The 26,283-nt window shown below is 64.6% G+C and carries 27 protein-coding genes and 1 tRNA gene; 14 read left to right on the top strand and 14 right to left on the bottom strand.

The features are described from left to right. Positions 1 to 675, bottom strand: a complete 675-nt coding sequence (locus GJ698_RS07510; RefSeq protein WP_154356981.1) for a sigma-70 family RNA polymerase sigma factor — start codon at positions 673 to 675, stop codon at positions 1 to 3. A 149-nt stretch (positions 676 to 824) separates the two neighbouring features. Between GJ698_RS07510 and clpP the strand changes: the two genes are divergently transcribed. After that, positions 825 to 1,439 (top strand): ATP-dependent Clp endopeptidase proteolytic subunit ClpP, encoded by a 615-nt coding sequence (gene clpP, locus GJ698_RS07505; protein WP_154356980.1) that lies wholly within the window; start codon positions 825 to 827, stop codon positions 1,437 to 1,439. Here clpP and GJ698_RS07500 read toward each other — a convergent pair. Next, positions 1,436 to 2,314, bottom strand: coding sequence for a LysR substrate-binding domain-containing protein (locus GJ698_RS07500; protein WP_154356979.1), 879 nt, complete (start codon positions 2,312 to 2,314; stop codon positions 1,436 to 1,438). The genes clpP and GJ698_RS07500 overlap by 4 nt on opposite strands. Before the next feature lie 99 nt (positions 2,315 to 2,413). On the opposite strand from GJ698_RS07500, the gene GJ698_RS07495 reads away from it, so the two are divergent. The 3 genes from GJ698_RS07495 (at position 2,414) to GJ698_RS07485 (ending at position 4,061) form a co-directional block, all read left to right on the top strand. Continuing rightward, positions 2,414 to 2,698: a DUF1330 domain-containing protein gene (locus GJ698_RS07495; protein WP_154356978.1), complete on the top strand. Its 285-nt coding sequence runs from the start codon at positions 2,414 to 2,416 to the stop codon at positions 2,696 to 2,698. 78 nt (positions 2,699 to 2,776) lie between these two features. Further along, on the top strand, positions 2,777 to 3,175 hold the full coding sequence (locus GJ698_RS07490) for an OsmC family protein (protein WP_154356977.1): 399 nt from the start codon (positions 2,777 to 2,779) through the stop codon (positions 3,173 to 3,175). Positions 3,176 to 3,179: 4 nt separating this feature from the next. Then, positions 3,180 to 4,061, top strand: coding sequence for a pirin family protein (locus GJ698_RS07485; protein ID WP_154356976.1), 882 nt, complete (start codon positions 3,180 to 3,182; stop codon positions 4,059 to 4,061). Between the two features lie 7 nt (positions 4,062 to 4,068). Here the strand turns inward: GJ698_RS07485 and GJ698_RS07480 are convergent, their stop codons facing one another. The 8 genes from GJ698_RS07480 to GJ698_RS07445 form a co-directional block, all read right to left on the bottom strand. Beyond that, on the bottom strand, positions 4,069 to 5,559 hold the full coding sequence (locus GJ698_RS07480) for an FHA domain-containing protein (RefSeq protein ID WP_154356975.1): 1,491 nt from the start codon (positions 5,557 to 5,559) through the stop codon (positions 4,069 to 4,071). Positions 5,560 to 5,701: 142 nt separating this feature from the next. Further along, on the bottom strand, positions 5,702 to 6,781 hold the full coding sequence (locus GJ698_RS07475) for a PP2C family protein-serine/threonine phosphatase (protein ID WP_229259875.1): 1,080 nt from the start codon (positions 6,779 to 6,781) through the stop codon (positions 5,702 to 5,704). Then, on the bottom strand, positions 6,778 to 7,257 hold the full coding sequence (locus tag GJ698_RS07470) for an SH3 domain-containing protein (protein ID WP_154356974.1): 480 nt from the start codon (positions 7,255 to 7,257) through the stop codon (positions 6,778 to 6,780). The genes GJ698_RS07475 and GJ698_RS07470 overlap by 4 nt, the downstream gene beginning before the upstream one ends. Before the next feature lie 6 nt (positions 7,258 to 7,263). Beyond that, on the bottom strand, positions 7,264 to 8,898 hold the full coding sequence (locus GJ698_RS07465) for a hypothetical protein (RefSeq protein ID WP_154356973.1): 1,635 nt from the start codon (positions 8,896 to 8,898) through the stop codon (positions 7,264 to 7,266). 3 nt (positions 8,899 to 8,901) lie between these two features. Then, entirely contained in the window at positions 8,902 to 11,367 is a 2,466-nt protein-coding gene (locus GJ698_RS07460; protein WP_229259874.1) for an FtsW/RodA/SpoVE family cell cycle protein, read from the bottom strand. After that, positions 11,367 to 12,407, bottom strand: coding sequence for a serine/threonine-protein kinase (locus GJ698_RS07455; RefSeq protein ID WP_154356972.1), 1,041 nt, complete (start codon positions 12,405 to 12,407; stop codon positions 11,367 to 11,369). The genes GJ698_RS07460 and GJ698_RS07455 overlap by 1 nt, the downstream gene beginning before the upstream one ends. 74 nt (positions 12,408 to 12,481) lie before the next feature. After that, on the bottom strand, positions 12,482 to 12,907 hold the full coding sequence (locus tag GJ698_RS07450; protein ID WP_154356971.1) for a YMGG-like glycine zipper-containing protein: 426 nt from the start codon (positions 12,905 to 12,907) through the stop codon (positions 12,482 to 12,484). 146 nt (positions 12,908 to 13,053) lie between these two features. Next, positions 13,054 to 13,584, bottom strand: coding sequence for a GNAT family N-acetyltransferase (locus tag GJ698_RS07445; RefSeq protein ID WP_154356970.1), 531 nt, complete (start codon positions 13,582 to 13,584; stop codon positions 13,054 to 13,056). A 136-nt stretch (positions 13,585 to 13,720) separates the two neighbouring features. On the opposite strand from GJ698_RS07445, the gene GJ698_RS07440 reads away from it, so the two are divergent. The 5 genes from GJ698_RS07440 to GJ698_RS07420 all read left to right on the top strand — a co-directional run bounded on the left by GJ698_RS07440 (position 13,721) and on the right by GJ698_RS07420 (position 18,691). Next, positions 13,721 to 15,151 carry a M20/M25/M40 family metallo-hydrolase gene (locus GJ698_RS07440; protein WP_154356969.1) on the top strand — a complete coding sequence of 477 codons (1,431 nt, stop codon included), beginning with the start codon at positions 13,721 to 13,723 and terminating at the stop codon, positions 15,149 to 15,151. A 76-nt stretch (positions 15,152 to 15,227) separates the two neighbouring features. Next, on the top strand, positions 15,228 to 15,467 hold the full coding sequence (locus GJ698_RS07435) for a hypothetical protein (protein WP_154356968.1): 240 nt from the start codon (positions 15,228 to 15,230) through the stop codon (positions 15,465 to 15,467). A gap of 41 nt (positions 15,468 to 15,508) precedes the next feature. Next, positions 15,509 to 15,883: a hypothetical protein gene (locus tag GJ698_RS07430; RefSeq protein WP_154356967.1), complete on the top strand. Its 375-nt coding sequence runs from the start codon at positions 15,509 to 15,511 to the stop codon at positions 15,881 to 15,883. A gap of 58 nt (positions 15,884 to 15,941) precedes the next feature. Next, positions 15,942 to 17,324, top strand: coding sequence for a TolC family protein (locus tag GJ698_RS07425; protein ID WP_154356966.1), 1,383 nt, complete (start codon positions 15,942 to 15,944; stop codon positions 17,322 to 17,324). Next, positions 17,321 to 18,691 (top strand): multicopper oxidase family protein, encoded by a 1,371-nt coding sequence (locus GJ698_RS07420; RefSeq protein WP_154356965.1) that lies wholly within the window; start codon positions 17,321 to 17,323, stop codon positions 18,689 to 18,691. Before GJ698_RS07425 ends, GJ698_RS07420 begins: the two co-directional genes overlap by 4 nt. On the opposite strand, the gene GJ698_RS07415 is transcribed toward GJ698_RS07420, so the two are convergent. Further along, positions 18,688 to 19,482 carry a hypothetical protein gene (locus tag GJ698_RS07415; protein ID WP_154356964.1) on the bottom strand — a complete coding sequence of 265 codons (795 nt, stop codon included), beginning with the start codon at positions 19,480 to 19,482 and terminating at the stop codon, positions 18,688 to 18,690. The genes GJ698_RS07420 and GJ698_RS07415 overlap by 4 nt on opposite strands. A 110-nt stretch (positions 19,483 to 19,592) precedes the next feature. On the opposite strand from GJ698_RS07415, the gene GJ698_RS07410 reads away from it, so the two are divergent. From GJ698_RS07410 to GJ698_RS07400, 3 genes are all read left to right on the top strand, one after another. After that, complete coding sequence (locus GJ698_RS07410) at positions 19,593 to 20,855, top strand: voltage-gated chloride channel family protein (RefSeq protein WP_154356963.1); 1,263 nt, start codon at positions 19,593 to 19,595, stop codon at positions 20,853 to 20,855. 84 nt (positions 20,856 to 20,939) lie between these two features. Beyond that, positions 20,940 to 21,024, top strand: a tRNA-Leu gene (locus GJ698_RS07405). A 279-nt stretch (positions 21,025 to 21,303) separates the two neighbouring features. Then, positions 21,304 to 21,501: a hypothetical protein gene (locus GJ698_RS07400; protein WP_154356962.1), complete on the top strand. Its 198-nt coding sequence runs from the start codon at positions 21,304 to 21,306 to the stop codon at positions 21,499 to 21,501. On the opposite strand, the gene GJ698_RS07395 is transcribed toward GJ698_RS07400, so the two are convergent. Both GJ698_RS07395 and GJ698_RS30830 read right to left on the bottom strand, forming a co-directional pair. Continuing rightward, positions 21,502 to 21,789, bottom strand: a complete 288-nt coding sequence (locus GJ698_RS07395; RefSeq protein ID WP_154356961.1) for a hypothetical protein — start codon at positions 21,787 to 21,789, stop codon at positions 21,502 to 21,504. A gap of 77 nt (positions 21,790 to 21,866) precedes the next feature. Further along, positions 21,867 to 22,535 (bottom strand): PEP-CTERM sorting domain-containing protein, encoded by a 669-nt coding sequence (locus GJ698_RS30830; protein ID WP_229259873.1) that lies wholly within the window; start codon positions 22,533 to 22,535, stop codon positions 21,867 to 21,869. 288 nt (positions 22,536 to 22,823) lie between these two features. Here GJ698_RS30830 and GJ698_RS07385 point away from each other — a divergent pair, with 288 nt between their 5' ends. Together GJ698_RS07385 and GJ698_RS07380 are read left to right on the top strand one after the other, a co-directional pair. Continuing rightward, positions 22,824 to 23,660: a hypothetical protein gene (locus GJ698_RS07385; protein ID WP_154356960.1), complete on the top strand. Its 837-nt coding sequence runs from the start codon at positions 22,824 to 22,826 to the stop codon at positions 23,658 to 23,660. Between the two features lie 17 nt (positions 23,661 to 23,677). After that, on the top strand, positions 23,678 to 25,888 hold the full coding sequence (locus GJ698_RS07380) for an acylase (protein ID WP_154356959.1): 2,211 nt from the start codon (positions 23,678 to 23,680) through the stop codon (positions 25,886 to 25,888). Here GJ698_RS07380 and GJ698_RS07375 read toward each other — a convergent pair whose 3' ends face one another. Beyond that, the gene (locus GJ698_RS07375; protein WP_208023787.1) at positions 25,889 to 26,275 is read right to left on the bottom strand and encodes an HNH endonuclease; all 387 of its coding nucleotides are present in this window, start codon (positions 26,273 to 26,275) and stop codon (positions 25,889 to 25,891) included. It lies immediately after the preceding gene. Positions 26,276 to 26,283: the final 8 nt, after the last annotated feature.

Genomic DNA, 26,283 nt, shown 5'->3' with positions numbered 1-26,283 from the left:
CTAGGCGGCCAGGGCGTACACCGCGTCGTTGGCGCAGGCGCCGGTGCGCAGCGATGTGTGCACCGACATCGGCTGCTCTTCGCCGAGCAGCGTCACCATCGCCGGCACGTCGATGCCGTTGATGGCGGCCTGAAAGCGGCGTATCAGCTCGCGGTTGAGTTTTTCGCTGGCCGGCGCTTCGGACTGCTGTTCGCGCAGCCGGCGGCGCGCGCGGGCCAGGTGCTGGCGCGCGTTGGCGGGCTTGGTGCCCAGCGCCGCCGCGATGTCGGCGTGTTCGCATTCAAACACTTCATGCAGCACCAGCGCCAGGCGCTCGGCCGGCGACAGGCAGGTGAACAGGCGCGCCAGCGCGTCGGCCAGTTCCGCGCGGCGCAGCAGCTTGTCTTCCGGCGGCGTGGGCGGCGTTTCCGGCGTCAGTTCCGTGGCGGCGTGCGCCGCCGTGGCATCCCGCGCGCGCTTGCGCAGGCGGTCGATCGACTGGTGCTGCACGACGGTGGTCAGCCATGCCGCCGGCGTTGTCAGCGCCGCCTGGTCGGCGACGCGCCATTTCAGAAAGCAATCCTGCACGATGTCTTCGGCTTCCGCCTCGCTGCCGACAATGCGGCAGCTGATCGCTTTCAGGCGCGGTCGCAGGCGTTCAAACAGGGCGCCATCGGTGTCGGTAGGGCAGGGCATCGGAAATCTCCTGTTGTAGGGCGGTTGTCTCTTGACGCTGGGCGCGGTCCGGATGTGACACGCCAACGATATATTTTTTCGCCGTCACACGGCGCCGGTCTCCACGCGTCAAGCGGACAGTAATTCCACTCTACCGCAAAAGGACGATCATGACTTCACATTCTCCCATGGCGCTGGGCCTGGTGCCGACCGTTATCGAACAAACGGGGCGCGGCGAGCGCGCCTTCGACATTTACTCGCGCCTGCTGAAGGAACGCGTGATTTTCCTGGTGGGCGAGGTGACCGAGCAGTCGGCCAACCTGATCGTGGCGCAGTTGCTGTTCCTGGAGTCGGACAATCCGGACAAGGATATCTCGCTCTACATTAACTCGCCGGGCGGTTCGGTGTATGCCGGCATGGCGGTCTACGATACGATGCAGTTCATCCAGCCGGATGTGTCCACGCTGTGCACGGGTTTCGCCGCCAGCATGGGTTCTTTCCTGCTGGCGGCGGGGGCCAGGGGCAAGCGCTACGCCTTGCCCAACGCCCGCATCATGATCCACCAGCCGCACGGCGGCTCGCAGGGCGTGGCGTCCGACATCGAGATCCAGGCGCGCGAGGTGCTGTACCAGCGCCACCGCCTCAACACCATCATGGCCGAGCGTACGGGGCAAACGCTGGAGCGCCTTGAAAAGGATTCGGACCGCGACAATTTCATGTCGTCCCGCGAGGCGGCCGAATACGGCATCATCGACCGCGTGCTGGTGACGCGCGACAGCGTTTAGCCCAAGCGCTCCAGCGCAAAGTCGACAAAGCTGCGGACCTTGGCGCTGGGCCGCGCTTCCGGGCGGCGCAGGATGTGCATGGGGCGCGTCGGTAGCTCCCAATCGGCCAGCAGGCGTACCAGCTTGCCGCTTTCCAGCGCCGGTTCCATCAGCAAATCGGCCTGCATGGCGATGCCCATGCCGGCGACGGCGGCCACCACCAGCGATGCGCCGGTATTGCTGACCAGCGCGCCGCGCAGCGGCATGTCGATTTGCTCGTCGCCGCGCTGGAAGCGCCACGAAGGCCGGCTGCCGGCGAACACCAGGCAGTTGTGCTCCGCCAGATCGTGCGGATGCTGCGGCGTGCCATGCCGCGCCAGATAGGCCGGACTGGCGGCGACCAGCATGCGGCCCGGACGCAAAGGCCGCGCGATCAGCTCCGTGTCCGTCAGCGCGCCGGAACGAATGGCGACGTCGATGCTTTCCTCCGCCATGTCCACCACGCGGTTGCTCAACACCAGATCGATGCGCACGCGCGGGTAGCGCGCCGCGTATTCGGCGATGATGGGCGTCAGCCGATGTTCGCCATAGGTGGCGGGGGCGGAGATGCGCAAGCTGCCTTGCGGTTCGGCGCGCAGGTTCTCCGCCACGTGGTCCGCCGCGGCCACGCTGGCCAGCACGTCGCGGCAGCGTTCCAGGTAGGCCGTGCCGATTTCAGTCAGCGTCTGGCGGCGCGTGCTGCGTTCGATCAGCCGCGCGCCAAGCTGCTGCTCCAACGCCTGCACGTGCTTGCCGACCATGACCGCCGACATGCCCAACGCCTGCGCGGCGCCGGCAAAGCTGCCTGCTGTGGCGGCGGCCGCGAATACTTCCATGCTGCGCAGCTTGTCGCTCATATTCGGAACTTTTAATTAGGAGTGACTGAAATTCTAGCGCATTTATCGCCCATCAGCTTGTGATCATAATGACTGTTCACTTACTCACTGGAGAACACCATGGCAGCATATGCAATCGGATCCATTACCTTGCGCAGCACCGAGTGGCAGCAGGAATATGGTGCCCACATGCCGGCGCTCGTGGCCAAGCACGGCGGCAAGCTGGTGGCGAAATCGGCGCCGCAGGCGATGGAAAGCGCGCCGGCGCTGCCGCAGACGATGGTTGTCATCGAGTTCCCGTCGGCCGAACAGGCGCACGCGTGGTACGACGATCCGGACCACGCGCGGCTCAAAAAATTGCGCCAGTCCGGCGCCGATTTCTCGATGGTGCTGGTCGGGGCGTGATGGTCTTTTAGTAGAAGCACAACTCCGTCATTCGGTGTACATTGTCGGTTCTGATTTAACGCCTTCAAGGAACGCCGAATGACTATCAAAGCCCTGCGCGACCAATCCCTGCCGATGCGCCATATCGTCCATGTGCGCAACCACATCATCTCCGCCGACATCTCGGCGGAAGAAGGCGGCAGCGACGCCGGACCATCGCCGCATGACCTGTACGACGCTGCGCTGAGTGCCTGCAAGGGCCTGACCGTGGTGTGGTACGCCAAGCGCAAGAACATCCCGCTGGAAAACGTGGAGGTGACCATGGAGCGCGACGACAGCGAGGAACGCCATGGCGTCTACCGGCTGACCGCCACGCTGCACCTGACCGGCGAGCTGACCGACGCGCAGCGCACCGAACTGCTGGCGGTCGCGGAGAAATGCCCGATCCACAAGCTGATGACTTCCGTGACCACGGAAATCACCACCGTTCTGGGATGACATCATGAGCGTTACGAATCTGCTGAAAGGTCACGAAAAAGACCTGGGCGGCGGCCTGCTGGTGCGCCGCTTCCTGCCATCGGCCGTCAAGCAGGCGGTCGGCCCCTTCATTTTCTTCGACCATTTCGGTCCGCTCGACGTGCCGCTGGACGCCGACCACGACGTGCGTCCGCACCCGCATATCGGCCTGGCCACCGTGACCTACCTGTTCGAAGGCGCGATGGACCACCGCGACAGCCTGGGCACCGTGCAGCGCATCGAGCCGGGCGCCATCAACTGGATGACGGCCGGCAGCGGCATCGTCCACTCCGAGCGCACGCCCAAGGATTTGGTGGGCAAGCCGCACCGCACGCATGGCCTGCAGCTGTGGGCCGCGCTGCCGGTGGCGCATGAAGAGGAAGCGCCGGGCTTCTGCCATACGCCGTCCGACGCGATTCCGGAACTGAGCGTGGACGGCGCCAAGGTGCGCGTGCTGGTCGGCTCGGCCTTCGGCCAGACCTCGCCGGTGGTGACCTACAGCCAGACGCTGTACCTGGACGTGGAACTGCAGGCGGAGCAGGAACTGGTGCTGGACAGCCTGCCGGCCGAAGCGGCCATCTATCCGATCAGCGGCGAACTGCACATCGACGGCGTGCCGCTGGAATTGCACACCATGGCGCTGCTGAACACCGCCGGTCCGCAACGCGTGAAAGCCGCTTCGGCCGCGCGCTTTGTGGTGATCGGCGGCGAGCCGCTGGACGGCCATCGCTTCATGTACTGGAATTTTGTCTCGTCGCGCAAGGAGCGCATCTCGCAGGCGGCGGAGGACTGGGAAGCCCAGCGCTTCGCGCCGGTGCCAGGTGAGACGGACTGGATTCCCCTGCCGGCGAAGAAGCCGGCGGCCTGACGAAGGCTCAGGCGGTGGACAGCGCGTTCGCCGCCACAGTGCTGTACATATCCTCGGCGCCGGTGCGGATGATCCAGTGTTCCGGATACGGATCGCTGGCGAAGCGGGTATGGCGCGGCACGCGGCTCAGCTTATCCAGCGAGACGGCCGGCGCCAGCGCGGTTTCCTTGCCGGTCAGCTGGTCCAGGTGCCAGAAGCCGCCGTCGCGGTGCACCAGCAGCGGCAGCGCGGCCGCGTGCGGCGCGGCGGGATAGGACTTGACCGGATAGCCGGGATGCGTGTCCGGCGCCAGCAGGTAGAAGCATTCGGCGTTGGCGCCCTGGTCGACGCGGTGCAGGATCACGCCATGCGGCATGATGGCCGATACCGACAGCGTGACGATGCCCTTGATGCTGGCGCTGAATTCAATGCGCATGCCGAGTCGCAGCGCGGTCGGCTTGTGCTTGCCCGGCCAGACGCCATCGAGCAGGATGCCGTAGCGCGAGACATCTTCAATTTCAAATCCCAGGCCGGAACGGCGGATGATGGCGTGGCGGCCCGACAGGCGGCGCGTCAGGCCGTTGGTGTCCTGGCCGTCCGCAGAGTAGTGGGTCAGCATGACGTCCGCTTCCGGATCGACCAGCTCGAAGCGGCCGATGACGCATTCTTCCATCGCGAACAGGCGGATCTGGCGCTGCGAGCCGGCTTCCGGCGCAGCGTTGACCAGCGACGCCGAACGCGTGGTGTGCGGATGCACGGCCGCCGCCTGCGGCATGTCGATTTCGATCAGGTCTTCGTCCCACGCGATGGTGGTGAAACCCAGGTCCACCTTGCCGGCCGGCGCGTTCAGGTCCAGGTGCGCGATGCCGGCGTTGCGGGCGGTGACGTCGATATCCAGGCTGTCGCCGCCTTGCGCGCTGACGCGGGCGATGGAGGCGTCGTCCGCCATCACGCGCACGTTCTTGTGGGTGCTGAGGAAGATGCGGTGGATTTCGGTGAGCGTCGCGTCCAGGCGCGGCACCAGGATGACGAAGGTGCACACCCATTTGCGCGCCGCCATGCCGGTGTGCTGGCTAAGCAGTTCGATGCTGATCTGGTACTGGCCGTGCTCCTTGCCGCGCGAGGAGAACTCGGCGAACACCGGTCGCCATTCGCCGCTGACCGAGCGCACGAACTGCTGGCGCGAGGCGCCGTTGGGAATCAGGTCCGATTGCAATTGCAGCGTCAGTTGCGGCGCGCAGGTTTCCGGCATGCCGCGCAGTTCCATCTTCAGCGTCTGGCGGCCGCCGGCAGCGCGCGGGTCGAAGCCGCTGATGTGCAGTTGCGGACGCAGCGCCTGGGCGCGTTGATGGGGGCGGGCGTAATTGGCTGGAGGTTCGTGCGTTTCGGCGGATGCAGGGACGGCATCCAGCACCGTGGCCGGCGAGGCGGCACGGTTGGTGCGCAAGGCAGTCAGCAGGTCGTAGCTGGACGCTTCAACTTGGGCGTGGCCGCCTTCACAAGTTTGCGATCCAGGCATGACCCAGAAGGTGCAATGCGGGTGCTGGGCATTACTGCATTTTTTCATGACAAACCGACCGATGGGATACCCGCAAGTTTATGCGGTTTTCGCTCTGTTTGGCAAACTTTGGAACCGATTTTTGATACAGGCTGTGCGGGTATCAAAAATGCGACGGAATTGGTGCTGTTGGTAGTGCTGTTTCGTCAACATTGCCGGTCGTTTTGGGGGGGGTAAAGCGGATCACGATGGCGCTCAGGTTGTCGATGTGGAGTTGCGGCGGCGGATTGTGGGCGTAATCGCTGAACAGGGCGTCGAGCGCGTGGCCGGCGTCCGATTGCGCCAGCAGGGCCGGCCAGCGCTCGATCCACGGCTGCGGATGGGCGCAGGACCAGAAACCGTCGGTGGCCAGCAGGTAGGTGGCGTCAGCGCGCACGGTCACGGCGCGGCGGTCGGCCAGGTGGTGCAGGAAGGGCGGCAGGTTGGTCGCGTCCAGCGGCAGCAGGCCGTCGTCCAGCACTTGCGGATTGGCGAAGGCGTTGCCGAGGATGTAGGCCTGCGAGATCTGCGCGCGGTGCTCGCCGTGCACTTGCTGCCACCATTCCTGCTCGTCCAGCAGGCCGTGCATGGCGAAGGCGGTGGCGGGGACGTGGTCCGCCGTCAGCGGCTTGACGGTTTGCGGCGTGATTTCGTACAGGCGCGAATCGCCGGCGTGGTACAGCATCGGCTCCCGGCCGGGCGGGATTTCCAGCAGCGTGAGCGTGGTGCCGGGACGGCGGAAGGTGTCATGGTCGTCCGGGCGGGCGAAGCGGGCTTGCAGGTCGCGATGCAGCTGGTCGAGGCGCGTGCTCAGTTCTTCCAGGCTGGCGCAGGCGGGAATGCGCAGCAGGCCGGTGGCGACGGCTTCGGCGGCCTGGCGTCCGTGACCATGGCCGCCCATGCCGTCCAGGACCGCGAGGCGCACGTGGCCTTGCGGCCAGTCGGGTAGCTGCGTGGTTTGCGGCGTCTGGTCGCGCAGCAGCACGGCGCGGCCGTTGGCGTCGATGAGCAGCAGGTTGTCCTGGTTTTCCGGCGTTTGCAGTTTGCTGATGCTGGCGCTGCTGCGGGCGGCGACGTCCAGGCCGGGGCCGAAGTTGAGTTGGTCGGTGATGCGTGTCATCGGTGCGGGCGCCGCGGCGCGGGATGCGAAAGGCCACAGCTTAGCCGAAAAAACGCCGGCGGCGGTGGGTGGCGTGTGCGTCATTCGCCGCTCCGGCGCAGCCACAGGCTGCTGACCCAGCCGGTGTTGTCGCGGCCATTGACGCTGGCCTTGATCTGCCACCAGTCGCCATCGCGGGCGCCGGTAGGGGTGACGTCGGCGCCCGCTGGCACGATGGCGACGCGGGCGGCGTGTACGCCAGGCGCGGCGCGCAGATTCAGGTCGCGGTGGACGTGGAAGGGCTGGCCGGCAGCCGGGCCGGATGCGGTGGGCTGCGCTATTTCTGCGGCTGCTGCCGGCGCGATGCTGTTGGCGAGCGCGCTGGCGCTGGCGGTCACCGGGCCGTGCGTGGCATACAGAATCAGGCTGCCGAAGCCCCAGGCGCCGGCCACCATGATGAACAGCGCGCGTGCGTTCGGCCGGCGCCACCAGGTGCGCGGCGTCAGGTAGGCGGCCAGGAACAGCGTGATGATCAGGCCAGCGGCGAAGGCTGCGACGGCATAGAGTTTGGCGGCGTCCATGATGGATCAAGCGTCGAAGCGCAGCACGTAATGGCCGGCGACCAGGTGGTGGCCGCGCGGCAGCAGGTAGGGCGCGTCGCCGATGCTGGCGACGAATTGCAGCTTGTCGTCCAGGTGGTATAGCGCCTGCGTGGCGCTCTGGCGGCCGATGGTGTAGCCCTTGGCGGCCGCTTCAAAGCTGAACGCGGTGCGCGACAGGCCGATGCGGTCGGCGCTGGCCGTGCCTGCGCCGTCGGCGCGCTTGAGGAAGCGCGGCGAGTCGAGCAAACGCAGCGACGCCAGCATCGGCGAGTTGCGGCCGAAGGTGAAGCGCACGCCGCTGGCGACGCCGGCGCTCACCGGCTGCGCGAGGCAGACCATGGCGCGGTAGCGGTCCGCCATCTCGGGCGCGGCGGGCAGCAGGCGCAGTGCGCGTGCATCGACCGGTGCGAAGGTGGCCGGGGCTTCGATGCGCTGGCGGCCCTCTGCGGTGCAGGCGTACAAATCGTCGGCGGCATCGACCATCAGGCTGATGGCTGGTTGCGCGTCGGTGGACAAGGCCAGCGCGCGGTCGAATGGAAGTTCCAGCGCCTGCGCGCCGGTGTCGCGGTAGCGGCTCAGGCGCGGCAAGGCCAGCGCCACCAGGCTGACGCGCTGTTGCGACACCGGCGCGTAGGTGGCGTCGCTTTCACCGGCGCGGTTGGCCGGCTTGTGGCTGGCGGCGGCCGGCACGGCGGTCAGGTCGATCGGCCCGGCGCCGGCCTGACGCGGCAGCCCGGCTGGGCCGGCATGTGCTCGCGCCGCTTCGACCGAGTTCGGCGTGCCGCGCGGGTCCACGCTGGCTTGCCCTGAGCGGCTCTGCCATACCGCCGGATTGCTGGCGGCGACCGGCGTAGCGCTGGCTGCGGGATCGGTGAAGGTGCGCGGACGAACGGGAAACGCCGACGTGCGCGCGATTTTCAGCAAGAGCCGGCCGCCTTGCGGCTCGCGCAGCGACTTGATGGTGTAGTAGCCGCTGCGCGGATCGTAGCGGCAATCGAAAGCATCCTTGGGACGCATCTGCACTACCGGCGGCGCATCCGGGCCGTCGTTGAGGATCAGCAGCGCGGCATCGGGACCGAACGGCCAGCCCTGGGCGACCGCGCTGGCTTCCGCGCCTTCGCCGCCGATCAGCGCCAGGCGCTGGTTCGGATACAGCGGGCAGACCGGATGCCAGATCGCGCTGTCGCGCGACACGCTGATGTTGTACAGAATCTTTTCGTCCGGCGCCGGCAGGTACACGGCATGCCCGAACTTGACCTCGATCTCGCCGGGCGCCAGCGAAGTGGCGCCGACCACGTCGTAGCGCACCTGGTCGCTGCCGAGCAGATCGCCGAAATCCTTCTGATGCAGCGCGGTCAATGTCTCGGCCAGATCGCGTGCCCGCGCGCCGCGCGTCAAGTGATAGTCGTCATCGACGTCCTCCTGCGGCAGCACCAGCGTCACGTGCGAGAAGCAACGGGTGGCGGCGCGGCCCTTGTGTTCGCGCGGGCTGCGCTCCAGCAGGTCGCGCAGCAGCGGGCGGCGCGAGAACAGCGCCAGGCCCGGCGTCTGCCAGATGGCCTCGGCGTTGAATACGTCCGGAATGCGTCCCAGGACGGCGTGTTGGACATAGGTCGGCATGGTTCAAACTCCTTCTGTAGATGGCGCGCTGATCGCACAGAACGTAAGCAGGGGGCAAAGGAAAAACAGCAGATGGCTGCCGCCGGCCGACAGAAAACTCATCGGCTGGCCCATGATGGGGAAGATCGCCAGATTGGTCCCCCACGACAGCAGGAAGTGCGCCAGCACGAAGGCGCCGCCGCCGCACAGTGCGAAGTAGCGGAAGCGTCCCACCCAGGCGTGGCGGAAGTTGCGGGCTGCCGTGCCGCTGCGGTAGGCGCGCACCGCCGTCAGCACGATGCCGATCAGGAACGCGGCCTGCACGGCCCACAGCAGCAGGCCGCCGACCAGTCCATGGCGGTTGAGGAAGAACGAGGCGGCAAAATCGTCCTGCACGGCGGGGATCTGCACCACGCCGCCGGCGGACTGGCCCAGCGCGCGCAGGCCTAGCCAGTGGTCGGCGCCCAGCCAGCCGCCGTCGCCGATGGCGCGGGCGCCCAGCAGCAGTTGCTGGCCGGTGTGCGGGTGCTCGGCGGGATTGAGCCAGACCAGGAAGCGGTCAGCGTAGAAGCCCCAGCGGATCAAATCATCGGTGCCGAAGACGCGCAGGTAAACCACGCCGGCGACGGCCATCAGCGCACCGGCCAGCAGCAGCGCCGCCAATACGCGGTTGCCGGCGGCGACGGCGTAGGCCAGGCCCATGCCGGTGCTCCAGACCAGCAGCAGAATCAGCGGCGAGAAATCGTCCACCTGCACCAGTGCGAGGCTGAGCAGGGCGAGGAACAGCAGCGCGGGCGCGATCAGTTGCAGCCAGCGCGCGCCGTGGTCGGCCAGCCGCTGCGGGCCGCTGTGCCAGTTGAAGCGCAGCGCCAGGCAGTGAGCGGTGAGGGCGGTCAGCGCCAGCTTGGCCAGTTCCACCGGTTGCAGGTCGAAGACGCCGGTTTCATCGCCCCACAGCACTTGCGCGGCCAATGCGGCCAGCGCCACGGCGGCAAATAGTGCAAGCAGCCATTCGATGGTGCGTTGTTGAAGATGCGCGCCACGCGCGGCCTGGTGTTGTGCCCACAGGCGCAGCAAGCCGCCAAGACCGGCGCCGATGGCCAGCATGGCGGCGCTCTTCTGGTAGTAGCGCAGCCACGACGATTCCGGCGCGCCGAGGCCGAGTTCCAGCTGCGCCAGCAGCCCGGCCGCCAGCAGGACGGCGCCGGCGGCGGTCGCCAGCGTCAGGCGGCCCGGCAGCGCAAGCCATACCAGCAGTGCGCTGGCGCCCAGCAGCAGCGAACATGCGGCGCTTGGCGCATAGCCGGCCCGCTGCGCGATCAATGCGATCAGACCGACCGCCAGCATGCCGGCCGCCGCCAGTAATCCGCCGCCGTCGGCCACCCGCGCCGTCCATGGCGAACGGGCCAGGCCGCGCGCGCCAGCGCTGACGGCGACGCAGGCAAGGCACAGCGCCATGCCAATCCAGATGGCGTCCGCATGGCCGCCGCTCCACAGCGTGCGTTGCTGCCATTGCCAGCTGACCTGCTCCGGCAGCTTCAGTTCAGGATCGCTGAACAGCTTGACGTGGCGGCTGGGCTGCAAGGTCAGTTGATCGTCCTGAGTGGTCAATTGAAAGCGCGTGTGGCCGACCATGATGGCGTTCACGCCAGTCAGCGCGGCTTCCTGCTTGCGCAGGTCGGCCTGGCCACTGCGATCCGTCACCAGCACGGCGGCGCGGTCGCCATCCGGATTGCCGGCCGAAAGCTGCAAACGGCCATTGACACGGGCGATTTGCGCGGCGCCGGGCGTCACCTGCGCCAGTCCGAGGCGGTTGTCGCAATACAGGTTGCCGCCGAAGCTCAATGGGCGGGCAATCGTCAGCGCCAGCGGCATGATGCGGTTCCACGCGGACAGCGCCTTGGAGGCCAGCCGCGATTCCGGGCAGTTGGCCTGCTGGCTGCCATCGCGATACAGCACGGCGCCGTCGTAGCGCCATGCGTGGCCGTCGCGGGTGAAGCTCACTTCGTGCGCATCGGCCGCACCGACGTTGAACACTGCGCCATCGATCTGAAAGCGCTGCAAGCCTTGCATGGCCATGCTGCCCAGGCGCTGCTCGCTGCCATCGCGCAGCAGGACGACCTGCTTGCCGGCGCTGAGATTACGCAACGCCCAGCCGTTGGCGTCATGGCGCAGCGACAGGTGGTTGCGGTCGGACTGCGGCGCGGCCAGTTCGCGCTGGCCGAGCGTGATGCTGTCGCCCGCCGCGAGATTGACGGTGATGGCGGCTGGCAGCCAGGCCGCCGGCGCGCGCAGCAAAGCCAGCGCCTGCAAGCCGCACAGGCCCGCCAGCAGCGCCAGCGTGAGCGCCATGCCGATGTTGCGGGCGGCGGCGCGGGCAAGTGCTTGTAGGCCGCTGGTCAGCAGGCCGGCCACGTGTTGGCCGAGCGTGGCGCGCAGCACCAGGCGATGGGGCGTGTTACGCGGCGCCGCGCGGGTCGAGGCGGCCATCACCATGTCCCCCGCGTGGTTTGCCAGCCGTTGGCGGCTGACGGACGGCGCATGCCCAACACCGGATCGACGGCGTCGAAGGCGCCGCGCGCCAGCTTCACACCTTGAATCGCATTCAGCATGCGGCTGATCTGGATGGCGTGGCGCGGCCGCCTGGCCGGATCGATATGCAGCAGGGTGCGCAGCAGATCGAGCGCCGCGTCGCGCTGCGTGGTTGGGATGGCGGCAGCGAAGCGTTCTTCTTCCGCCGCATGCAGTGCGGCGGGAATGTCGCCGCCGTTTCGTCCGCGAATGAGATCGGCGCCGGCGACGTGGTGTTCGCGGTACGCCTGTCCGCAATCGCTGCAAAAGCGCAGCGGCGTGCCGCCGGTAACCAGGAAGTACAGCAGCGCGCCGAGCGAGAAGTAATCGCTGCGCGCGCCGGTGGCGTAACCGCCGCCGTCTGCGGGGAAGAATTGTTCTGGCGCCTGCCAGTTGGCGGTGCCGGCATAGGAGTGCGCCTGCAGGCGGCCCAACTCGCGGTTGGTGCCGAAATCGGCCAGTTTGACGGTATGCAGATGCGGATCGAGCAGCACATTGGCCGGTTTCAGGTCCAGGTAACGCCAGCCGTATTGGTGCACCTTGGCCAGCGCCTGGTTGATCTGCGCGATCCAGCCCAGCGTTTGCGCCAGCGGCACGGTCTCGCCGCGTCCCTTGAGCGCGACCATGTGCTTGCCCAGGTCGGAACCCATCAGCTCCAGCGCCAGCACCGGCAGACCTTCGTGCCAGCCGCTGTCCAGCAGGCGCACGATATGCCGTTCATCCCAGGGCTCCAGCGACTGCAGGAAGGCGATTTCGTTGGTGGCGCTGGTGGTCCAGCGCTCGCGCAGGGCGGGCAGGGCGCGCGCCATCTGTTCCTGGTTAATCAGCTTGATGGCGACGTCGCGCGTGGCCTGCGGCCCGCTGGCGCGCCAGATGATCCCATACGCCGATCCACCGATCTGCTCGCGCAGCCGGTAGTGGCCCAGTTCCAAAGCGATGATTGCGTCTGCTGTCGTCATGATTCCCCCGTTGCAGAACGCTAGCGGGGGGAAGGAAAAAAGCCCCGACGAATCGGGGCTTTTCAGGTCAGGGCTTAACGTCCCCAGCGATCGTGGTGGTGGTCCCAGCGGTCACCGCGATATTCGCGGTAGTACGGGCGGGCCGGTTCAACGTAGACCACGCGTGGTGGCGGTTCGTAGTAGCGTGGTGGCGGCGCATAGTACACCGGGGCTGGACGCTCGTAGTAGACCGGCGCCGGCTGCGTGTAGACGCGGGTTTCGACGTAGTCACGACGGCCGCCGCGATAGTAGCGGTCATCCGAGGTGCGGACACTGTTACCCACTGCCGCGCCAACCAGGCCGCCGACGATGGCGCCATCGCGGCCACCGGCGCTGTTACCGATTGCGGCGCCGACCACAGCACCGGCCACCGTGTTGAAATCACGGTCGCTTGCGAAGGCCGACGACGAAATTGCTGCGGTGGCCAGTAACGCTACACCCATCATTTTTTTGCTCAACATGGTATTTCCCCTTGCTGCGGCTCGGATCGAAATGATTCGTTAGCCAGTGACTCCACTTTAAATCAGGGGAGAATTATTACCACGTCTTATACACATGCTTACAAAGGGGCCTTGCTGGTAATGGCTTGTTACATTTGGTCATACGTTTATAGACGCCGTGTTTCCCACTCCGGGCGCAACAAGCTAAACACCGTCACATCCTGGTAACGGCCGTTGATAAAGAAGGACTGGCGCAGCGTGCCTTCGGCCTGGAAGCCGCATTTTTGCGCGATCCGCACCGACGCGACGTTCTCCGGCGCCGTCAGCAATTCCAGCCGGTGATACTGGTAGACGTTGAACAGATAATCGATCACCAGGCGGCACGCCTCGGTTACATATCCGCGTCCGACCAGTTTTTCGTCGAACAGGCGGTAGCCGATTTCGCGCGTGGTCGGCGTGCGGCTTTTGAAGTGGGTGATGACGCCGATGATGTGGTGGGCCGCGTCTTCGATAACAAACAGTTCGCTGTCCTCGGTGACGAAACTGTTCTGCATGAACTCCCGGCGCATGGTTTCCGGCGACTTGAAGTGCGTGGAAAAATAATCGCCGCGCGACGGCAGGTCGTTGACCAGCGCGATGAAGGTGTTCAGATCTGCGGTGACCAGATGGCGTACGGTGCAGCTTTGACCCTTGAGCATAGACGCTTTCTTCAAGCAGTTGAATATACATGGTAGAGCAAGCGCGATAGCAAATCAACATGGATGACAAGATCGTCACGATGGGTTATCGTTTGAGACGATCTTGCTACCCAACCTCTATTGATACAGGAACCGCATGAAATCCGTCTTCAAACACTCCCTGTCGCTGACCGTCCTGGCCAGCAGCCTGTTGAGCCTCGGCGCCAGCGCCGCACCCGCCAACGATCCCGCCACGCTGGCGCAGATCCGCGACAGTGCGATGAAAAGCGACTGGGCCTACGAGCGCCTGGCCGATCTGACCGACCTGGTCGGCCCTCGCCTGTCCGGTTCCGCCGGCGCCGCCGCAGCGGTGGAGCAGGTGGCGGAGGCCATGCGCAAGCTGGGCGCCAAGGTCACGCTGCAGCCGGTGAAGGTGCCGCACTGGGTGCGTGGCGAAGAGAAGGCGGAACTGGTCGACTACACCGGCCGTCCGAACGGCGTATCGCAAAAAGTGGTGCTGACCGCCCTGGGCGGCTCCGGCGCGACGCCAGCCGCCGGCCTGACCGCGCCGGTGATCGTGGTGCACAGCTTCGATGAACTGAAAGCCAAGGGCGCGCAGGTCAAGGGCAGCATTGTGCTGTTCGACGTGGCCTTCGACCAGGAGATGGCGGATCGCGGCCTGGCTGGTCCAGCCTATGGCCAGGGTTCGCGCATCCGCACCCAGGGTCCTAAGCTGGCGGCTGAACTGGGCGCTGCGGCAGCCCTGGTGCGTTCGGTCGGCGGCGCCAATTACCGCATCGCCCACACCGGCGCCACTGGCCTGGTCGATGGCGCGCGCATTCCCGCCGCCGCGGTGACGGCGGAAGACGCCATGCTGATGAGCCGTTTGTCGGCGCGCGGTCCGCTGAAAATGCACCTGACCCTGACGCCGCAAACCTTGCCGGACGCCGACAGCTTCAACGTCATCGCCGACTGGCCGGGCACCGACAAGGCCGACGAAGTGGTAATCGTCTCCGGCCACCTGGATTCGTGGGACCTGGCCACCGGCGCACACGACGACGGCACCGGCGTGGCCGGCGCCATGGGCGTGATCGACACGCTGAAGAAACTGGACCTGCATCCACGCCGCACCATTCGCGTCATCGCCTGGATGAACGAGGAAAACGGCACCCGTGGCGGCCGCGCCTACTTCGAGGCCAACAAGGACAAGCTGGATAAACATTTCGCCGCGATTGAATCCGACGAAGGCGGCGGGCGTCCGTTCGGCTTCATCGGCAGCGTGACGCCATCGATGGTGAAGTACTTCGCGCCGCTGAAGGCTGCGCTGGAGCCGATCGGCGCCGGCGTGTTCGAGCGCCACGATGCCGCCGCCGGCGCCGACATCGGTCCGCTGGAGCGCGGCGGCGTGCCGTCGTTCCAGCCGCTGGTGGACGCCAGCTTCTACTTCAGCTACCACCATACGCCGGCCGATACGCTGGACAAGGTCAGCACGCTGGAGCTGAAACGCCACGTGGCGGTGATGACGTCGCTGAGCTGGTTCCTCGCCAATATGGATGAGAACATCGGTCGCGTCGCCAAGCCGGAGTAAGCGCCTGGCACCCGGTGCATGCGTGCGCCGGGCTTTGCCTGCCCATGGTAGCCTTGTGCTTAACAAGGAGGCAATCATGGACAGGCTTCATTACAAAGGATGGGACATCATCCCGACCGCGCTGCCGACCAGCGACCACAAATGGACGGCCAGCTGCGACCTCGCACGCGTGAACGCGGACGGCGAGGAAGTGTTCGAAGGCGCCACCATGCAGTTTGTGCGCGACAGTCAGGAAGATGCCATCACCGCCGCCTGCGACGAGGCGATCGTCCAGATCGACAACATCATCGCCAATCCGCTGGTGCGCATGACCTGACGCTAAGCGCAGGCAGTAACGGCTTGTGATAACATAGCCGCATGACTCTCCTGCTCAGATCCTTCATCGTTTGGCTGATGCTGCTGGCGCTCCCGTACCAGGGATATGCGTCGGCGCAGATGCTGCTGTGCGTCGCGCCCGCGACTGCACATGCCGCCATGGCCATGCCATCCGGACCACACGATCATGCAGCCATGATGGCGGCGCAGGCAAAGCAGGAACACGGTTCGTCCTCTCATACCACCATGAAGTGCAGCGGCTCCGCATGCTGCGCGACTGCCGCGCCATTGCTGGCGCTGGAACTGGCTGCACCGGCGCTGCCGACGGCATCGCGCGTGATTCCTTTCTATTCCGATTTCCTCCCTGCGGTCGACCTGGCCCACCCTGAACGTCCCCCTCAAGGCTCCTTCGCCTGATCACACGACAGCTCCGTCCGCGAGCTGGGTTTTCATAACGTTTTTTGAGGTTGAGGACATGACTTCTCTGTATAAACTCGCCGGTGGCGCCAGTTTGCTGGTGCTGCTGAGCGGCTGTGCATCGCTGTCCGGCGATGGCGGCTTTGGCGCCGTTGCCGGCGTCAGCGAACAGCGCACCGGCGCCAGCGCCAGCGTGGCTGGGCGCTTGCCGCGCAATGAGGACGACGCGCGCGCGCTGGCCGCCGTCATTGGCAAAAAACTGGAGCAGCCGCTGGCTGCCGACGATGCGGTGCAGGTCGCACTGCTGAATAACCGCGGGCTGCAGGCGACATACTGGTCGCTGGGCGTGGCCGAGGCGGACCTGGTGCAGGCGGGCCGCCTGCAGAACCCGGTGCTGGACTTCAAGCGTACGCATGGCGGCGGCGAAGTGGGCGTCGAACGCACGCTGACCTTCAATCTGGTGGGCCTGATCACGGCGCCGATGGCCAGTCGCATCGAAGGCCGCCGCTTTGAACAAACCAAATTGCTGGTGTCGAATGAGGCGCTGAAGGTCGCAGCCGATACGCGCCGCGCGTGGGTGGAGGCGGTGGCGGCAAGCCAGGTCGCCGACTATGCGAAACAGGTGCAGGCGTCGGCGCAAGCCAGCGCCGAACTGGCGGAACGCATGCGCAAGGCGGGCAACTGGAGTTCGCTCGACATGGCGCGCGAGCAGGCCTATCACGCGCAGACGGTGGCCGATGTCACCCATGCGCAGAAAGCCGCCGTGGCGGCGCGCGAAAAGCTGACGCGTTTGCTGGGGCTGAGCGGCGAACAGGCGGCGTCCTATCGTCTGCCTGATCATCTGCCCGACCTGCCGGCGGCGCCGCGCGAGCTGGCGGATGTCGAGCAGATCGCCGTCAACGAGCGGCTGGACATCCAGGCGGCCAGGCTGGATACCGAGCAGACCGCATCCACGCTCGGCCTGACGCGCACCACGCGTTTCATCAATGTGCTGGACCTCGGCGCGGTGCGCAATACCGATGGTCCGACGGCCACGCGCGGCTATGAGCTGACGCTGGAGATTCCGCTGTTCGACTGGGGTTCGGCCCGCGTCGCACGCGCGGAAGCGACGTATATGCAGTCGGTGAACCAACTGGCGCAAGCGGCGGTGAACGCGCGCAGCGAGGCGCGCGAGAGCTACGCCGACTATCGCGCTTCCTACGATCTGGCGCGCCACTACCGCGATCAGGTGCTGCCGCTGCGAAAGCAGATTTCGGAACAGACCCTGTTGCGCTACAACGGCATGCTGATGAGTGTCTTTGAGCTGCTGGCCGACGCGCGCGAGCAGTCCGCCGCCGTCAGTGGCTATATCGGCGCGCTGAAGCACTACTGGACCGCACAAGCCAACCTCGATGCCGCGCTGGGCGGCAATCTGACCAAGAATAAAGGAGACCAACCATGACCGACCGCAGATCCTTTTTGACTGGCGCGGCCCTGATCGGCGCCGGCATGGTGAGCAAGGCCGCCGTGGCGTCGCTGCCCGAGGCGCCGGTGCAGTCGTCGGCCGCCACGCAGGGACCATTGACGCCGCCGAACGGCCGCCCGTATAACCCGGTGGTGACGCTGAACGGCTGGACACTACCGTGGCGGATGAAGGACGGCGTCAAGGAGTTCCACCTGGTGGCGGAGCCGGTGGTGCGCGAGATCGCGCCCGGTATGACGGCCAATCTGTGGGGCTACAACGGCCAAAGTCCCGGCCCGACCATCGAGGTGGTGGAGGGCGACCGGGTGCGCATCTTCGTCACCAACAAGCTGCCGGAGCACACCAGCGTGCACTGGCACGGCCAGCGTCTGCCGAACGGCATGGACGGCGTAACCGGGCTGACGCAGCCTGGCATCGCGCCGGGGAAGACGTTTGTGTATGAGTTCATCGCCAGGAATGCGGGCACCTTCATGTATCACCCGCATGCGGACGAGATGGCGCAGATGGCGATGGGGATGATGGGCTTCTGGGTGACGCATCCGCGCGATCCGAAGCAGCATGCGGTGGACCGCGATTTCGTCTTTCTGCTGAACGCCTACGATATCGATCCGGGCAGCTATACGCCCAAGATCAATACGATGACGGACTTTAATCTGTGGACGTTCAATAGCCGCGCCTTCCCGGGCATCGATCCGATGGTGGTGCGCAAGGATGACCGTGTGCGTATCCGCGTCGGCAACCTGACCATGACCAATCATCCGGTGCATTTGCACGGGCATACGTTCGAGGTGACCGGCACCGATGGCGGCTGGGTGCGTCCGGCGGCGCGCTGGCCGGAGGTGACGACCGATATCGCGGTCGGCCAGATGCGGGCCATTGAGTTCATCGCCGACGAGCCGGGGGATTGGTCCTTCCACTGCCACAAATCGCATCACACCATGAACGCGATGGGGCATGCGGTGCCGACCATGATCGGTGTGGATCACAGCGGCGTGGCGGAGAAGATCAACAACCTGGTGCCGGGTTATATGGTCATGGGCGACAAGGGTGGTTCGATGGACGGCATGCAGATGCCGCTGCCGGAGAACACGTTGCCGATGATGACGGGCGAAGGTCCGTTCGGCGGCATCGACATGGGTGGCATGTTCACGGTGCTGAAGGTGAGGGAAGGGCTGGCGCGGAACGACTACAAGGATCCTGGCTGGTACAAGCATCCGAAAGGCACCGTGGCGCATGAATATACCGGCGAACTGCCTCCTGCACCACGTGCACCAGGCGCGCCGCCCGCCAAACCGTCAGAGGCGATGGACGTGAAGCGGGATGGCGATATGCATCACCACCACTAACCCAGGAAGGCCTTGGCCACCAGCGTTGCCAGCGAAAGCAGCACGGTGATCTGGATGCCGAGGCCCCAGCGGATGAAAGTGTGGAGCTCTTTGCGCAGCTGTTCTATCGAAGACTCCACGCTTTCGAAGCGCCTGTCGACTTGTTCGAAACGCTGATCAACTTGTTCGAAACGTTGATCAACTTGTTCAAAGCGTTGATCAACTTGCTTAAAGCGCTCGTTTACCTGGTCAAACCGACGATTGATCTCATCTCGCGGTTCGGCCAGTCGGCGGTTCAACTCTTCTCGTATATCGGCGAATTGCCGGGTTATGTCTTCTCGCATTTCGCTGAAGCGGCGCAGCATATCCTCGCGGATGAGGCTCGTGCTGCTCGCCAATTCTTCACTGGCTTTTTTGAAATCTCGCTCTTCGGCACTGCGTAACATGTCGAAGCGCAGTTCAATCTCGCTTCGCATGCTTGCGAGGCGTTGCTCGATGTCTGCGCGGAAGTCCTGCCGGTGGTGTTCTGCCTCGCGTTGCGCGACGTCGGCAGTACGGTCGATATGCTCGCGTAATTCGACGGAGCGGCGCTGGATGTCTTCCTTGACCTCGGCAAAGCGCCGGTTCATCTCGTCTTGCAGATTCTCCAGGCGATACAGGGTCGACTCATTTTCGGCTTTGGTCCGGCGCAGCTCGCCGAGTTCGGTTTCGATACGGTTGAATCGGTCGTTCATCTCGTTCCCCAGCGCAGCAAGCGCTGAGGCGTTGCTGTCGGATGCCGCTTCCAGAATTGTTATGCGCTCTTCCATCATGAAATCGTCCTCCTGTCGAGCGAGTGGGTCAATGGCGGGCTGATAAGGTGTTAGACCTATCCACAGCAGATTTGATCCACCTCAGCGGATTTGCTAGTATGCTCAGCTCTATGAAGCCATCCCGCTACCCGGAACAAATCCTGCTGCTGCCGTACATTGGCAAGTGGACTCTGCTCGCTGGCCTGATCGCGGCGCTGAGCGGCACCGCCTCCGCCTTCTTCCTGTTTGCGCTGGAGTTTGTCACCGGCTGGCGCGAAACGCATCCGTGGATTATCTGGCTGCTGCCGCTTGCCGGCTTCGCGGTTGGCTGGATCTATCTGAAAGTGGGCAGCAGCGTCGAAGCCGGCAACAACCTGCTGATCGACGAAATCCACGATCCCCAAAAAGTCGTCCCGCTGCGGATGGCGCCACTGGTGCTGATCGGCACCGTGGTGTCGCACCTGTTCGGCGCCTCGGTCGGGCGTGAAGGCACGGCGGTGCAGATGGGCGGCACATTGGCCGACCAGTTGACGCCCATCTTCCGCCTGCGCCACAGCGAGCGCCGCATCCTGCTGATGGCCGGTATCAGCGCCGGCTTCGCCTCCGTGTTCGGCACGCCGCTGGCCGGCGCCATCTTCGGCCTGGAAGTGCTGGCGATCGGCCGCCTGCGCTACGACGCCATCTTCCCCTGCATGGTGGCCGCCATCGCCGCCGACCAGGTGGGCATGGCCTGGGGCGTGCATCACACCCATTACGCGATGACCGCGATGGTGCCGGTCACCTTCTGGAGCGTGGCCGCCGTGCTGGCGGCGGGCATCGTGTTTGGACTGGTGGGCATGGCCTTTGCCAAATCCACGCATGCCGCATCGGGATTCATGAAGCGGCATATCGCCTATGCGCCGTTGCGGCCCCTGCTCGGCGGCGCGGTGGTGGCGCTGGCCGTGTGGTGGCTGGGCACGCGCTACATCGGCCTGGGCATCCCGGTCATCGTGGAGGCGTTTCAGGAACCGGTGGCGCCGTGGGACTTCATCGGCAAATTCGTCTTCACGGTCGGCTCGCTGGGCAGCGGCTTCAAAGGCGGGGAGGTGACGCCGCTGTTCTATATCGGCGCCACCTTGGGCAATGCGCTGGCGCCGCTGCTGCACCTGCCGTTTGCGCTGCTGGCGGGGCTGGGCTTTGTAGCGGTGTTCGCGGGCGCCGCCAATACGCCGCTGGCGTCGACCATCATGGCCATCGAGTTATTCGGGCCGCAGATCGGGCCGTATGCGGCGCTGGTTTGCGTGGTGGCGTATCTGTTCTCCGGCCATTGCGGTATTTATCGCTCGCAGCGCGTCGGCCTGCACAAGTATCGGTTGCCGCCGACTGTCAGCGACCGCAAGCCTCCGGTGTCCTGATGTTGTTAGGAATACCATGTTGACGGATTCAATAGTTGTCTGGCAGTTACGGCTGGTTCATGGCATAATATTGGGCTTGTGTGGGCTCCGATGGTGAAATTGGTAGACACTGCAGACTTAAAATCTGCCGCCGCAAGGCGTGCCGGTTCGATTCCGGCTCGGAGCACCAGCCCAAATTTCCGCCCTTCCTAGTTGGCACACGCCAACTTTTCTTAGACTCGCATACCGCAAAAATTAGGTTTGACGGTCCGTGGTTGACGTCTCGTCTTCTCACCTTATCGAAGTAGAATGCCGGCGCATTTGGCCAGCTCGGCCTGGGTTCGCCATGACTGTGACGTAGTTTGTCAACGCGTCTACCTATCTCATGCAAGACAGCCACAAGCAAGTTTCTAACTAGCAAAGTAAAGCTGACGTGCTACCATCGTTTCTTTGCTTATCGAGTTAAGAAATGGCGTCTGAAAAAGTGGTGAAGATGGGATTGGCGGCGGCGATGGTCGCGGTGGTGCTGGGCGTGGCCGGCTACGTGGTGGTGTTCTGGCATAACTACACCGGCTGCCAGCAGCTGGAGGCCGAGGCGGCGAAGAATGGCAAGCCGATGTCCTGTGCGGACATCAAGGCCGCTGCCAAGGCGCAGAGCACCCGCTAATCAGCCTTCGACCAGCTTGAAGCCGGCCCACGACAGGGTAGTGATTTCCATCACCAGCACCGCCGGCTCAGGCTGGATGGTGCCGGCCAGGCGGTGCACCGCATCGCGCACTTCGTTGATGGTCTCGATGCCGCTATAGCAGAATTCGCCTTCCGGCAGATAGTAGCCCTGGCCGTCGTCGGCCTTGATGGCGTCGGCGATATTGTATTTGGCCAGTTCCGCTTTCACGCGCGCATGGGTGTCGGCGTTGGGGGCGGTGTAGGAAACGCGGATGATGTAGTTGACCATGCTAAATCCTTGTTGTCGATTCCGCATGATGGCATAAAAAAACGCGCCGTAGCGCGTTTTTCTCTGTGGGCCGGGGCTTAGCCCTGGCGGCGGCGCCGGCGGGCGACCATGCCGACCGCACCCAGGCCGGCCAGCAGCATGGCGTAGGTTTCCGGTTCCGGCACGGCAACGGCGGAGATTGCATGGGTGGTGAAGGTGGAGTAGTTGCCATACTCATTGGTGGCGTAGGCCTGGCCCACCGGCGGCGTGCTGCCACCGTAGTAGCTGGAGATGCCCACGGTGTTCGTGCCTACCGATACATTGCTCAGCGTCAGGCTGAAGGTGGCGGTGCCGTTTTGCTGATAGACCGACTGGGTGTTCTGGCCCCAGAACGTGTAGGCGACATAGCCCGTCGGTGCAACCATATTCTGGCTGCCGTCGCCGCGCAGGTCCAGGGTAGGCGAGGCGCCGCTGGTCCAGTAGCCCGGGTTGCCGGCGTAGGAGGTCGGCACGGTGGCGCTGATGACGGTGGCGTTGGTCGGGATGTAGACGGTAAAGCCGTCCAGGCCCGTCTGCGAGCCGACATAGCCCTGGTTTAAGTTGGTGATCGAATAATTGAAGACATATTCATTGCTCTGGCCGGCCACGGGACTGACCGATGATTGCAGCGTGTACTGGTTGGTGAGTACGGTCACGGCGCCAGCAATGTTGCTGAATGCGGCGGCGACAACGAACGCGGCCAGTTTGATGTGAGTTTTTGCAATCATGTTATTTCTCCAAAGAATTAATATTTACTCCAGTGCATTCAAGATAACATGGAAGTAAGTTAATGTCGTTGTCAGAGTGTAATGAGTGTTGTGAAATTGCAAAAGCAAAGCCCCGATCAGGCAGTGAACCTGTCGGGGCTTTTGGTCAATTGGCGGAGAAAGCACGTTTGACTGAGTGAGATCTTAATATGGGTTTCTTAAAATTGCCTTAGTAACCATCATGCCACGTGCCGCTTTTGGCGGACCGCCGGATGGTGTAGCATGCTGGTCGGTATTTCAAGGATAGCTATGCAAATCAAAATTAATGACGTGCTGCGCGCTTACATCGAGCCGCTGACTGAGAGTGAGTATCAAGCGCTGGAGCGCAGCATTCTGACCGAAGGCTGCCGCGATGCGCTGGTGCTGTGGGAAGACGTGCTGGTGGACGGCCACAACCGCTACCAGATCTGCCAACAGCACGGCATTCCGTTCAAGGTGACGGAAAACACCAGCTTCCGCAGCATGGAAGACGTGAAGTTGTGGATGATCGATAACAATCTCGGCCGCCGCAGCATCTCGGACTACCAGCGCGGCGTGCTGGCGCTGCGCAAGAAGGAAATCATGACCGCCCGCGCGCTGGAACTGGCCGCCGAAGCCGCCGCCGAAGATGCGCGCATCGCGCCGGAAGAGGGCGACGCGCCGAAAAAGCCGGCCGCCATGCCGCTGGCGTCGCGCGAGGACATCGCCCGCGCCGCGCGCCTGAGCAGCGCGACCATCGGCCAGATCGAAAAGATCCAGAAGACGGCGACGCCGGAACTGGTGGAAGCGGTCCGCGCCGGCACCATCTCGATCAACGCGGCGGCCACCGTGGCTTCGCTGCCGGAAGAAGTGCAGCTGGCGGCGGTTGCCGGCGGCAAGAAGGAGCTGCAAAAGGCCGCCAAGGAAGTGCGCGAACTGCGTGCCGCCTCGCGTCCGGCCAAGGAGCCGAAGGAAAGCAAGGCCGCGCCGGAAGTCGATTACAGCGACATGCCGACCGACGTGCGCGAACTGCGCGCCGAAAACATGGCGCTGCGTGAAAAGAACGCCGCGCTGCTGGAAGAGATCACCGTTCTGCAACGCCGTATTTCCGAGTTGGCCAGCGCCTGATTATTGGAGTGTTACTTATGCAGCGACTGCAAGCCCCGTTAGCTTTGACTTGTTTGATTTCGATGAGCGCGGCGGTTGCAGCGCCCGCAGTAGCGGCGGTAGCCGAACCCGCGCGCCTGAAGGCGGCCGCGCAGCGCGTCAGCATCCTGCGCGACAAATGGGGCATCCCTCACGTCTACGGCAAGACCGACGCCGATGCGGTGTTCGGCATGGTCTACGCGCAGGCGGAGGACGATTTTCCGCGCGTGGAGCTGAACTTCATCAACGCCATGGGCCGCCTGGCGGAAGTGGAGGGCGAGGCCGAGCTGTATAAAGACCTGCGCATGAAGCTGTTCATCAATCCCGATGAACTCAAGCGCCAATACGCGCAGGCGCCGGCCTGGCTGAAGAAGCTGATGAACGCCTGGGCCGATGGCCTGAACTACTACCTGCAAACGCATCCCGACGTGAAGCCGGCGTTGCTGACGCACTTCGAGCCATGGATGGCGCTGAGCTTCAGCGAAGGCAGCATCGGCGGCGACATCGAGACCATCGACATCAAGCAGCTGCAATCGCTGTACGCCGATGGCGCCAAGCTGCCCCTGATGCCGCCGGTGCTGATGTCGTCCAGCGACGGCGTCGACCTGGACAAGGAGCCGGGCGGCTCCAACGGCTTCGCCATCGCGCCGGCGCTGACCAGGAACAAGCATGCGCTGCTGATGATCAATCCGCACACCTCGTTCTACTTCCGTCCCGAAGTGGCGATGCACAGCGAGGAAGGCCTGAACGCCTATGGCGCCGTGACCTGGGGCCAGTTCTTCATCTACCAGGGCTTCAACGACCGTGTCGGCTGGATGCACACCTCCGGCGGCGGCGACGTCATCGACGAGTACCTGGAAACCATCAGCGAAAAGGACGGCCAGTTCTTCTACCAGTATGGCAGCGAACAGCGTCCGCTGAAGGCGGTCGACATCGCGCTGCCCTACAAGACCAGGGACGGCATGGCCAGCAAGACGGTGCGTGTTTATTACAGCCACCACGGCCCGATCGTCCGCGCCAAGGATGGCAGGTGGGTGGCGGTGCGCCTGATGAACGAGCCGCTGAAGGCGCTGACGCAGTCCTTCAGCCGCACCAAGGCGCGTAACTACAAGGCGTTCTACAAGTCGATGGAGCTGCGCACCAATTCGTCCAACAACACCGTGTATGCGGATGCGGACGGCAATATCGCTTACTTCCACGGCAACTTCATCCCGCGCCGCGATCCGCAGTTCGACTGGAAGCATCCGGTGGACGGCAGCAATCCGGCCACTGAGTGGCAAGGGCTGCACGAGGTCAAGGAGACCATCACGCTGTTCAATCCGAAGAACGGCTGGATCCAGAACACCAACAACTGGCCGTACACGGCGGCCGGCGCCTACAGCCCGAAGGTCAAGGACTATCCGGCCTATATGTCGATGAATCCGGAGAACCCGCGCGGCATCCACGCCGTGCGCGTGCTGCAAAACAAAAAAGACTTCACCATCGACAGCCTGATCGCCGCCGCCTACGACAACCAGCTGCCGGCGTTCGAGCCGCTGCTACCGCAGCTGTTCGCCGCCTACGACGAGCTGCCGGCCGACGACGCGCGCAAGGCCGCGCTGGCGCCGCAGATCAAGGCGCTGCGGGCGTGGGACATGCGCTACTCGCTGGAGTCGACCACCACCTCGCTGGCTGTCTACTGGGCGCAGGATCTGTGGACCACTTATCAGCCAGCAGCCAAGGCCAGGGAAGTGCAGGCGCTGGATTACATCCACGCAGCCATCACGCCGCAGCAGCGGCTGGAAGCGCTGGAACGCGCCATCGCCAAGCTGACGGCGGATTTCGGCAGCTGGCAAACGCCGTGGGGCGAGATCAACCGCTTCCAGCGTCTGACCGGCGACATCGTGCAGCCGTTTGACGACAGCAAGCCCAGCCTGCCGGTGCCGTTCGCGTCGGCCAACTGGGGATCGCTGGCGGCCTATGGCACCACGTCCAAGCAGAAGACAAAGAGGATCTACGGCGAGCGGGGCAACAGCTTCGTGGCGGCGGTGGAGTTCGGGCCGCGCATCAAGGCGCGCAGCATTCTGGCGGGTGGACAGAGCGGCAATCCGGCCTCGCCGCATTTCTACGACCAGGCCGCGATGTATGCGCGCGGTGAGTTCAAGGATGTGCTGTTCTATAAAGCCGACGTGGAAAAGAACCTCGAACGCCGCTACCATCCGGGCGAATAATCAGGGCCGGGGATAGACCACCGGCTCGGGATGTTCAACCTCTTCGAGCCGTACCCACTGCAGGTTGTCCACCTTGTTGTTACGGACATTGCCGTCGCGGTGGCGGATGGCCGGCAGCCGGTTCGGATTCGGCAGGAACACCTCGGCCACCAGGTCGTGCACATAGAACTCGCCGGTGCGCGTGCCGCCGCGCAGCTTGACCTTCAGGCCTTCCGGATACAGCGTCGGTTTGACGGCGGTGACCTTGGGGCCGGCCGCCATCAGCACGCGGCCGTCCTTCGACACCTTGTAATAGTCGCTGCCGACCACCGGCTTGGCCGCGGCCACCAGGATCGAGTAGGCAAAGCCCAGGCCAAGAACGGCGATGATGATGAATATATAGATCATGCGCCGAA

Source organism: Duganella aquatilis, from assembly GCF_009674565.1.
In the GTDB taxonomy this organism is placed as follows: domain Bacteria; phylum Pseudomonadota; class Gammaproteobacteria; order Burkholderiales; family Burkholderiaceae_D; genus Rugamonas; species Rugamonas aquatilis.
The sequence above is the reverse complement of the archived record's forward strand: the minus strand, read 5'-3'. Positions and strand labels throughout refer to the sequence as shown.

Coding starts and splice junctions, on each gene's coding strand:
- GJ698_RS07410 (WP_154356963.1), top strand. CDS start 19,593: ATGAAGCCATCCCGCTACCCGGAACAAATCCTGCTGCTGCCGTACATT.
- GJ698_RS07495 (WP_154356978.1), top strand. CDS start 2,414: ATGGCAGCATATGCAATCGGATCCATTACCTTGCGCAGCACCGAGTGG.
- GJ698_RS07480 (WP_154356975.1), bottom strand. CDS start 5,559: ATGCCTGGATCGCAAACTTGTGAAGGCGGCCACGCCCAAGTTGAAGCG.
- GJ698_RS07510 (WP_154356981.1), bottom strand. CDS start 675: ATGCCCTGCCCTACCGACACCGATGGCGCCCTGTTTGAACGCCTGCGA.
- GJ698_RS07430 (WP_154356967.1), top strand. CDS start 15,509: ATGACTCTCCTGCTCAGATCCTTCATCGTTTGGCTGATGCTGCTGGCG.
- GJ698_RS07450 (WP_154356971.1), bottom strand. CDS start 12,907: ATGTTGAGCAAAAAAATGATGGGTGTAGCGTTACTGGCCACCGCAGCA.
- GJ698_RS07375 (WP_208023787.1), bottom strand. CDS start 26,275: ATGATCTATATATTCATCATCATCGCCGTTCTTGGCCTGGGCTTTGCC.
- GJ698_RS07500 (WP_154356979.1), bottom strand. CDS start 2,314: ATGAGCGACAAGCTGCGCAGCATGGAAGTATTCGCGGCCGCCGCCACA.
- GJ698_RS07470 (WP_154356974.1), bottom strand. CDS start 7,257: ATGGACGCCGCCAAACTCTATGCCGTCGCAGCCTTCGCCGCTGGCCTG.
- GJ698_RS07380 (WP_154356959.1), top strand. CDS start 23,678: ATGCAGCGACTGCAAGCCCCGTTAGCTTTGACTTGTTTGATTTCGATG.
- GJ698_RS07455 (WP_154356972.1), bottom strand. CDS start 12,407: ATGACGACAGCAGACGCAATCATCGCTTTGGAACTGGGCCACTACCGG.
- GJ698_RS07395 (WP_154356961.1), bottom strand. CDS start 21,789: ATGGTCAACTACATCATCCGCGTTTCCTACACCGCCCCCAACGCCGAC.
- GJ698_RS07485 (WP_154356976.1), top strand. CDS start 3,180: ATGAGCGTTACGAATCTGCTGAAAGGTCACGAAAAAGACCTGGGCGGC.
- GJ698_RS07420 (WP_154356965.1), top strand. CDS start 17,321: ATGACCGACCGCAGATCCTTTTTGACTGGCGCGGCCCTGATCGGCGCC.
- GJ698_RS07475 (WP_229259875.1), bottom strand. CDS start 6,781: ATGACGCACACGCCACCCACCGCCGCCGGCGTTTTTTCGGCTAAGCTG.
- GJ698_RS07445 (WP_154356970.1), bottom strand. CDS start 13,584: ATGCTCAAGGGTCAAAGCTGCACCGTACGCCATCTGGTCACCGCAGAT.
- GJ698_RS07440 (WP_154356969.1), top strand. CDS start 13,721: ATGAAATCCGTCTTCAAACACTCCCTGTCGCTGACCGTCCTGGCCAGC.
- GJ698_RS30830 (WP_229259873.1), bottom strand. CDS start 22,535: ATGATTGCAAAAACTCACATCAAACTGGCCGCGTTCGTTGTCGCCGCC.
- clpP (WP_154356980.1), top strand. CDS start 825: ATGACTTCACATTCTCCCATGGCGCTGGGCCTGGTGCCGACCGTTATC.
- GJ698_RS07435 (WP_154356968.1), top strand. CDS start 15,228: ATGGACAGGCTTCATTACAAAGGATGGGACATCATCCCGACCGCGCTG.
- GJ698_RS07490 (WP_154356977.1), top strand. CDS start 2,777: ATGACTATCAAAGCCCTGCGCGACCAATCCCTGCCGATGCGCCATATC.
- GJ698_RS07400 (WP_154356962.1), top strand. CDS start 21,304: ATGGCGTCTGAAAAAGTGGTGAAGATGGGATTGGCGGCGGCGATGGTC.
- GJ698_RS07425 (WP_154356966.1), top strand. CDS start 15,942: ATGACTTCTCTGTATAAACTCGCCGGTGGCGCCAGTTTGCTGGTGCTG.
- GJ698_RS07385 (WP_154356960.1), top strand. CDS start 22,824: ATGCAAATCAAAATTAATGACGTGCTGCGCGCTTACATCGAGCCGCTG.
- GJ698_RS07415 (WP_154356964.1), bottom strand. CDS start 19,482: ATGATGGAAGAGCGCATAACAATTCTGGAAGCGGCATCCGACAGCAAC.
- GJ698_RS07460 (WP_229259874.1), bottom strand. CDS start 11,367: ATGGCCGCCTCGACCCGCGCGGCGCCGCGTAACACGCCCCATCGCCTG.
- GJ698_RS07465 (WP_154356973.1), bottom strand. CDS start 8,898: ATGCCGACCTATGTCCAACACGCCGTCCTGGGACGCATTCCGGACGTA.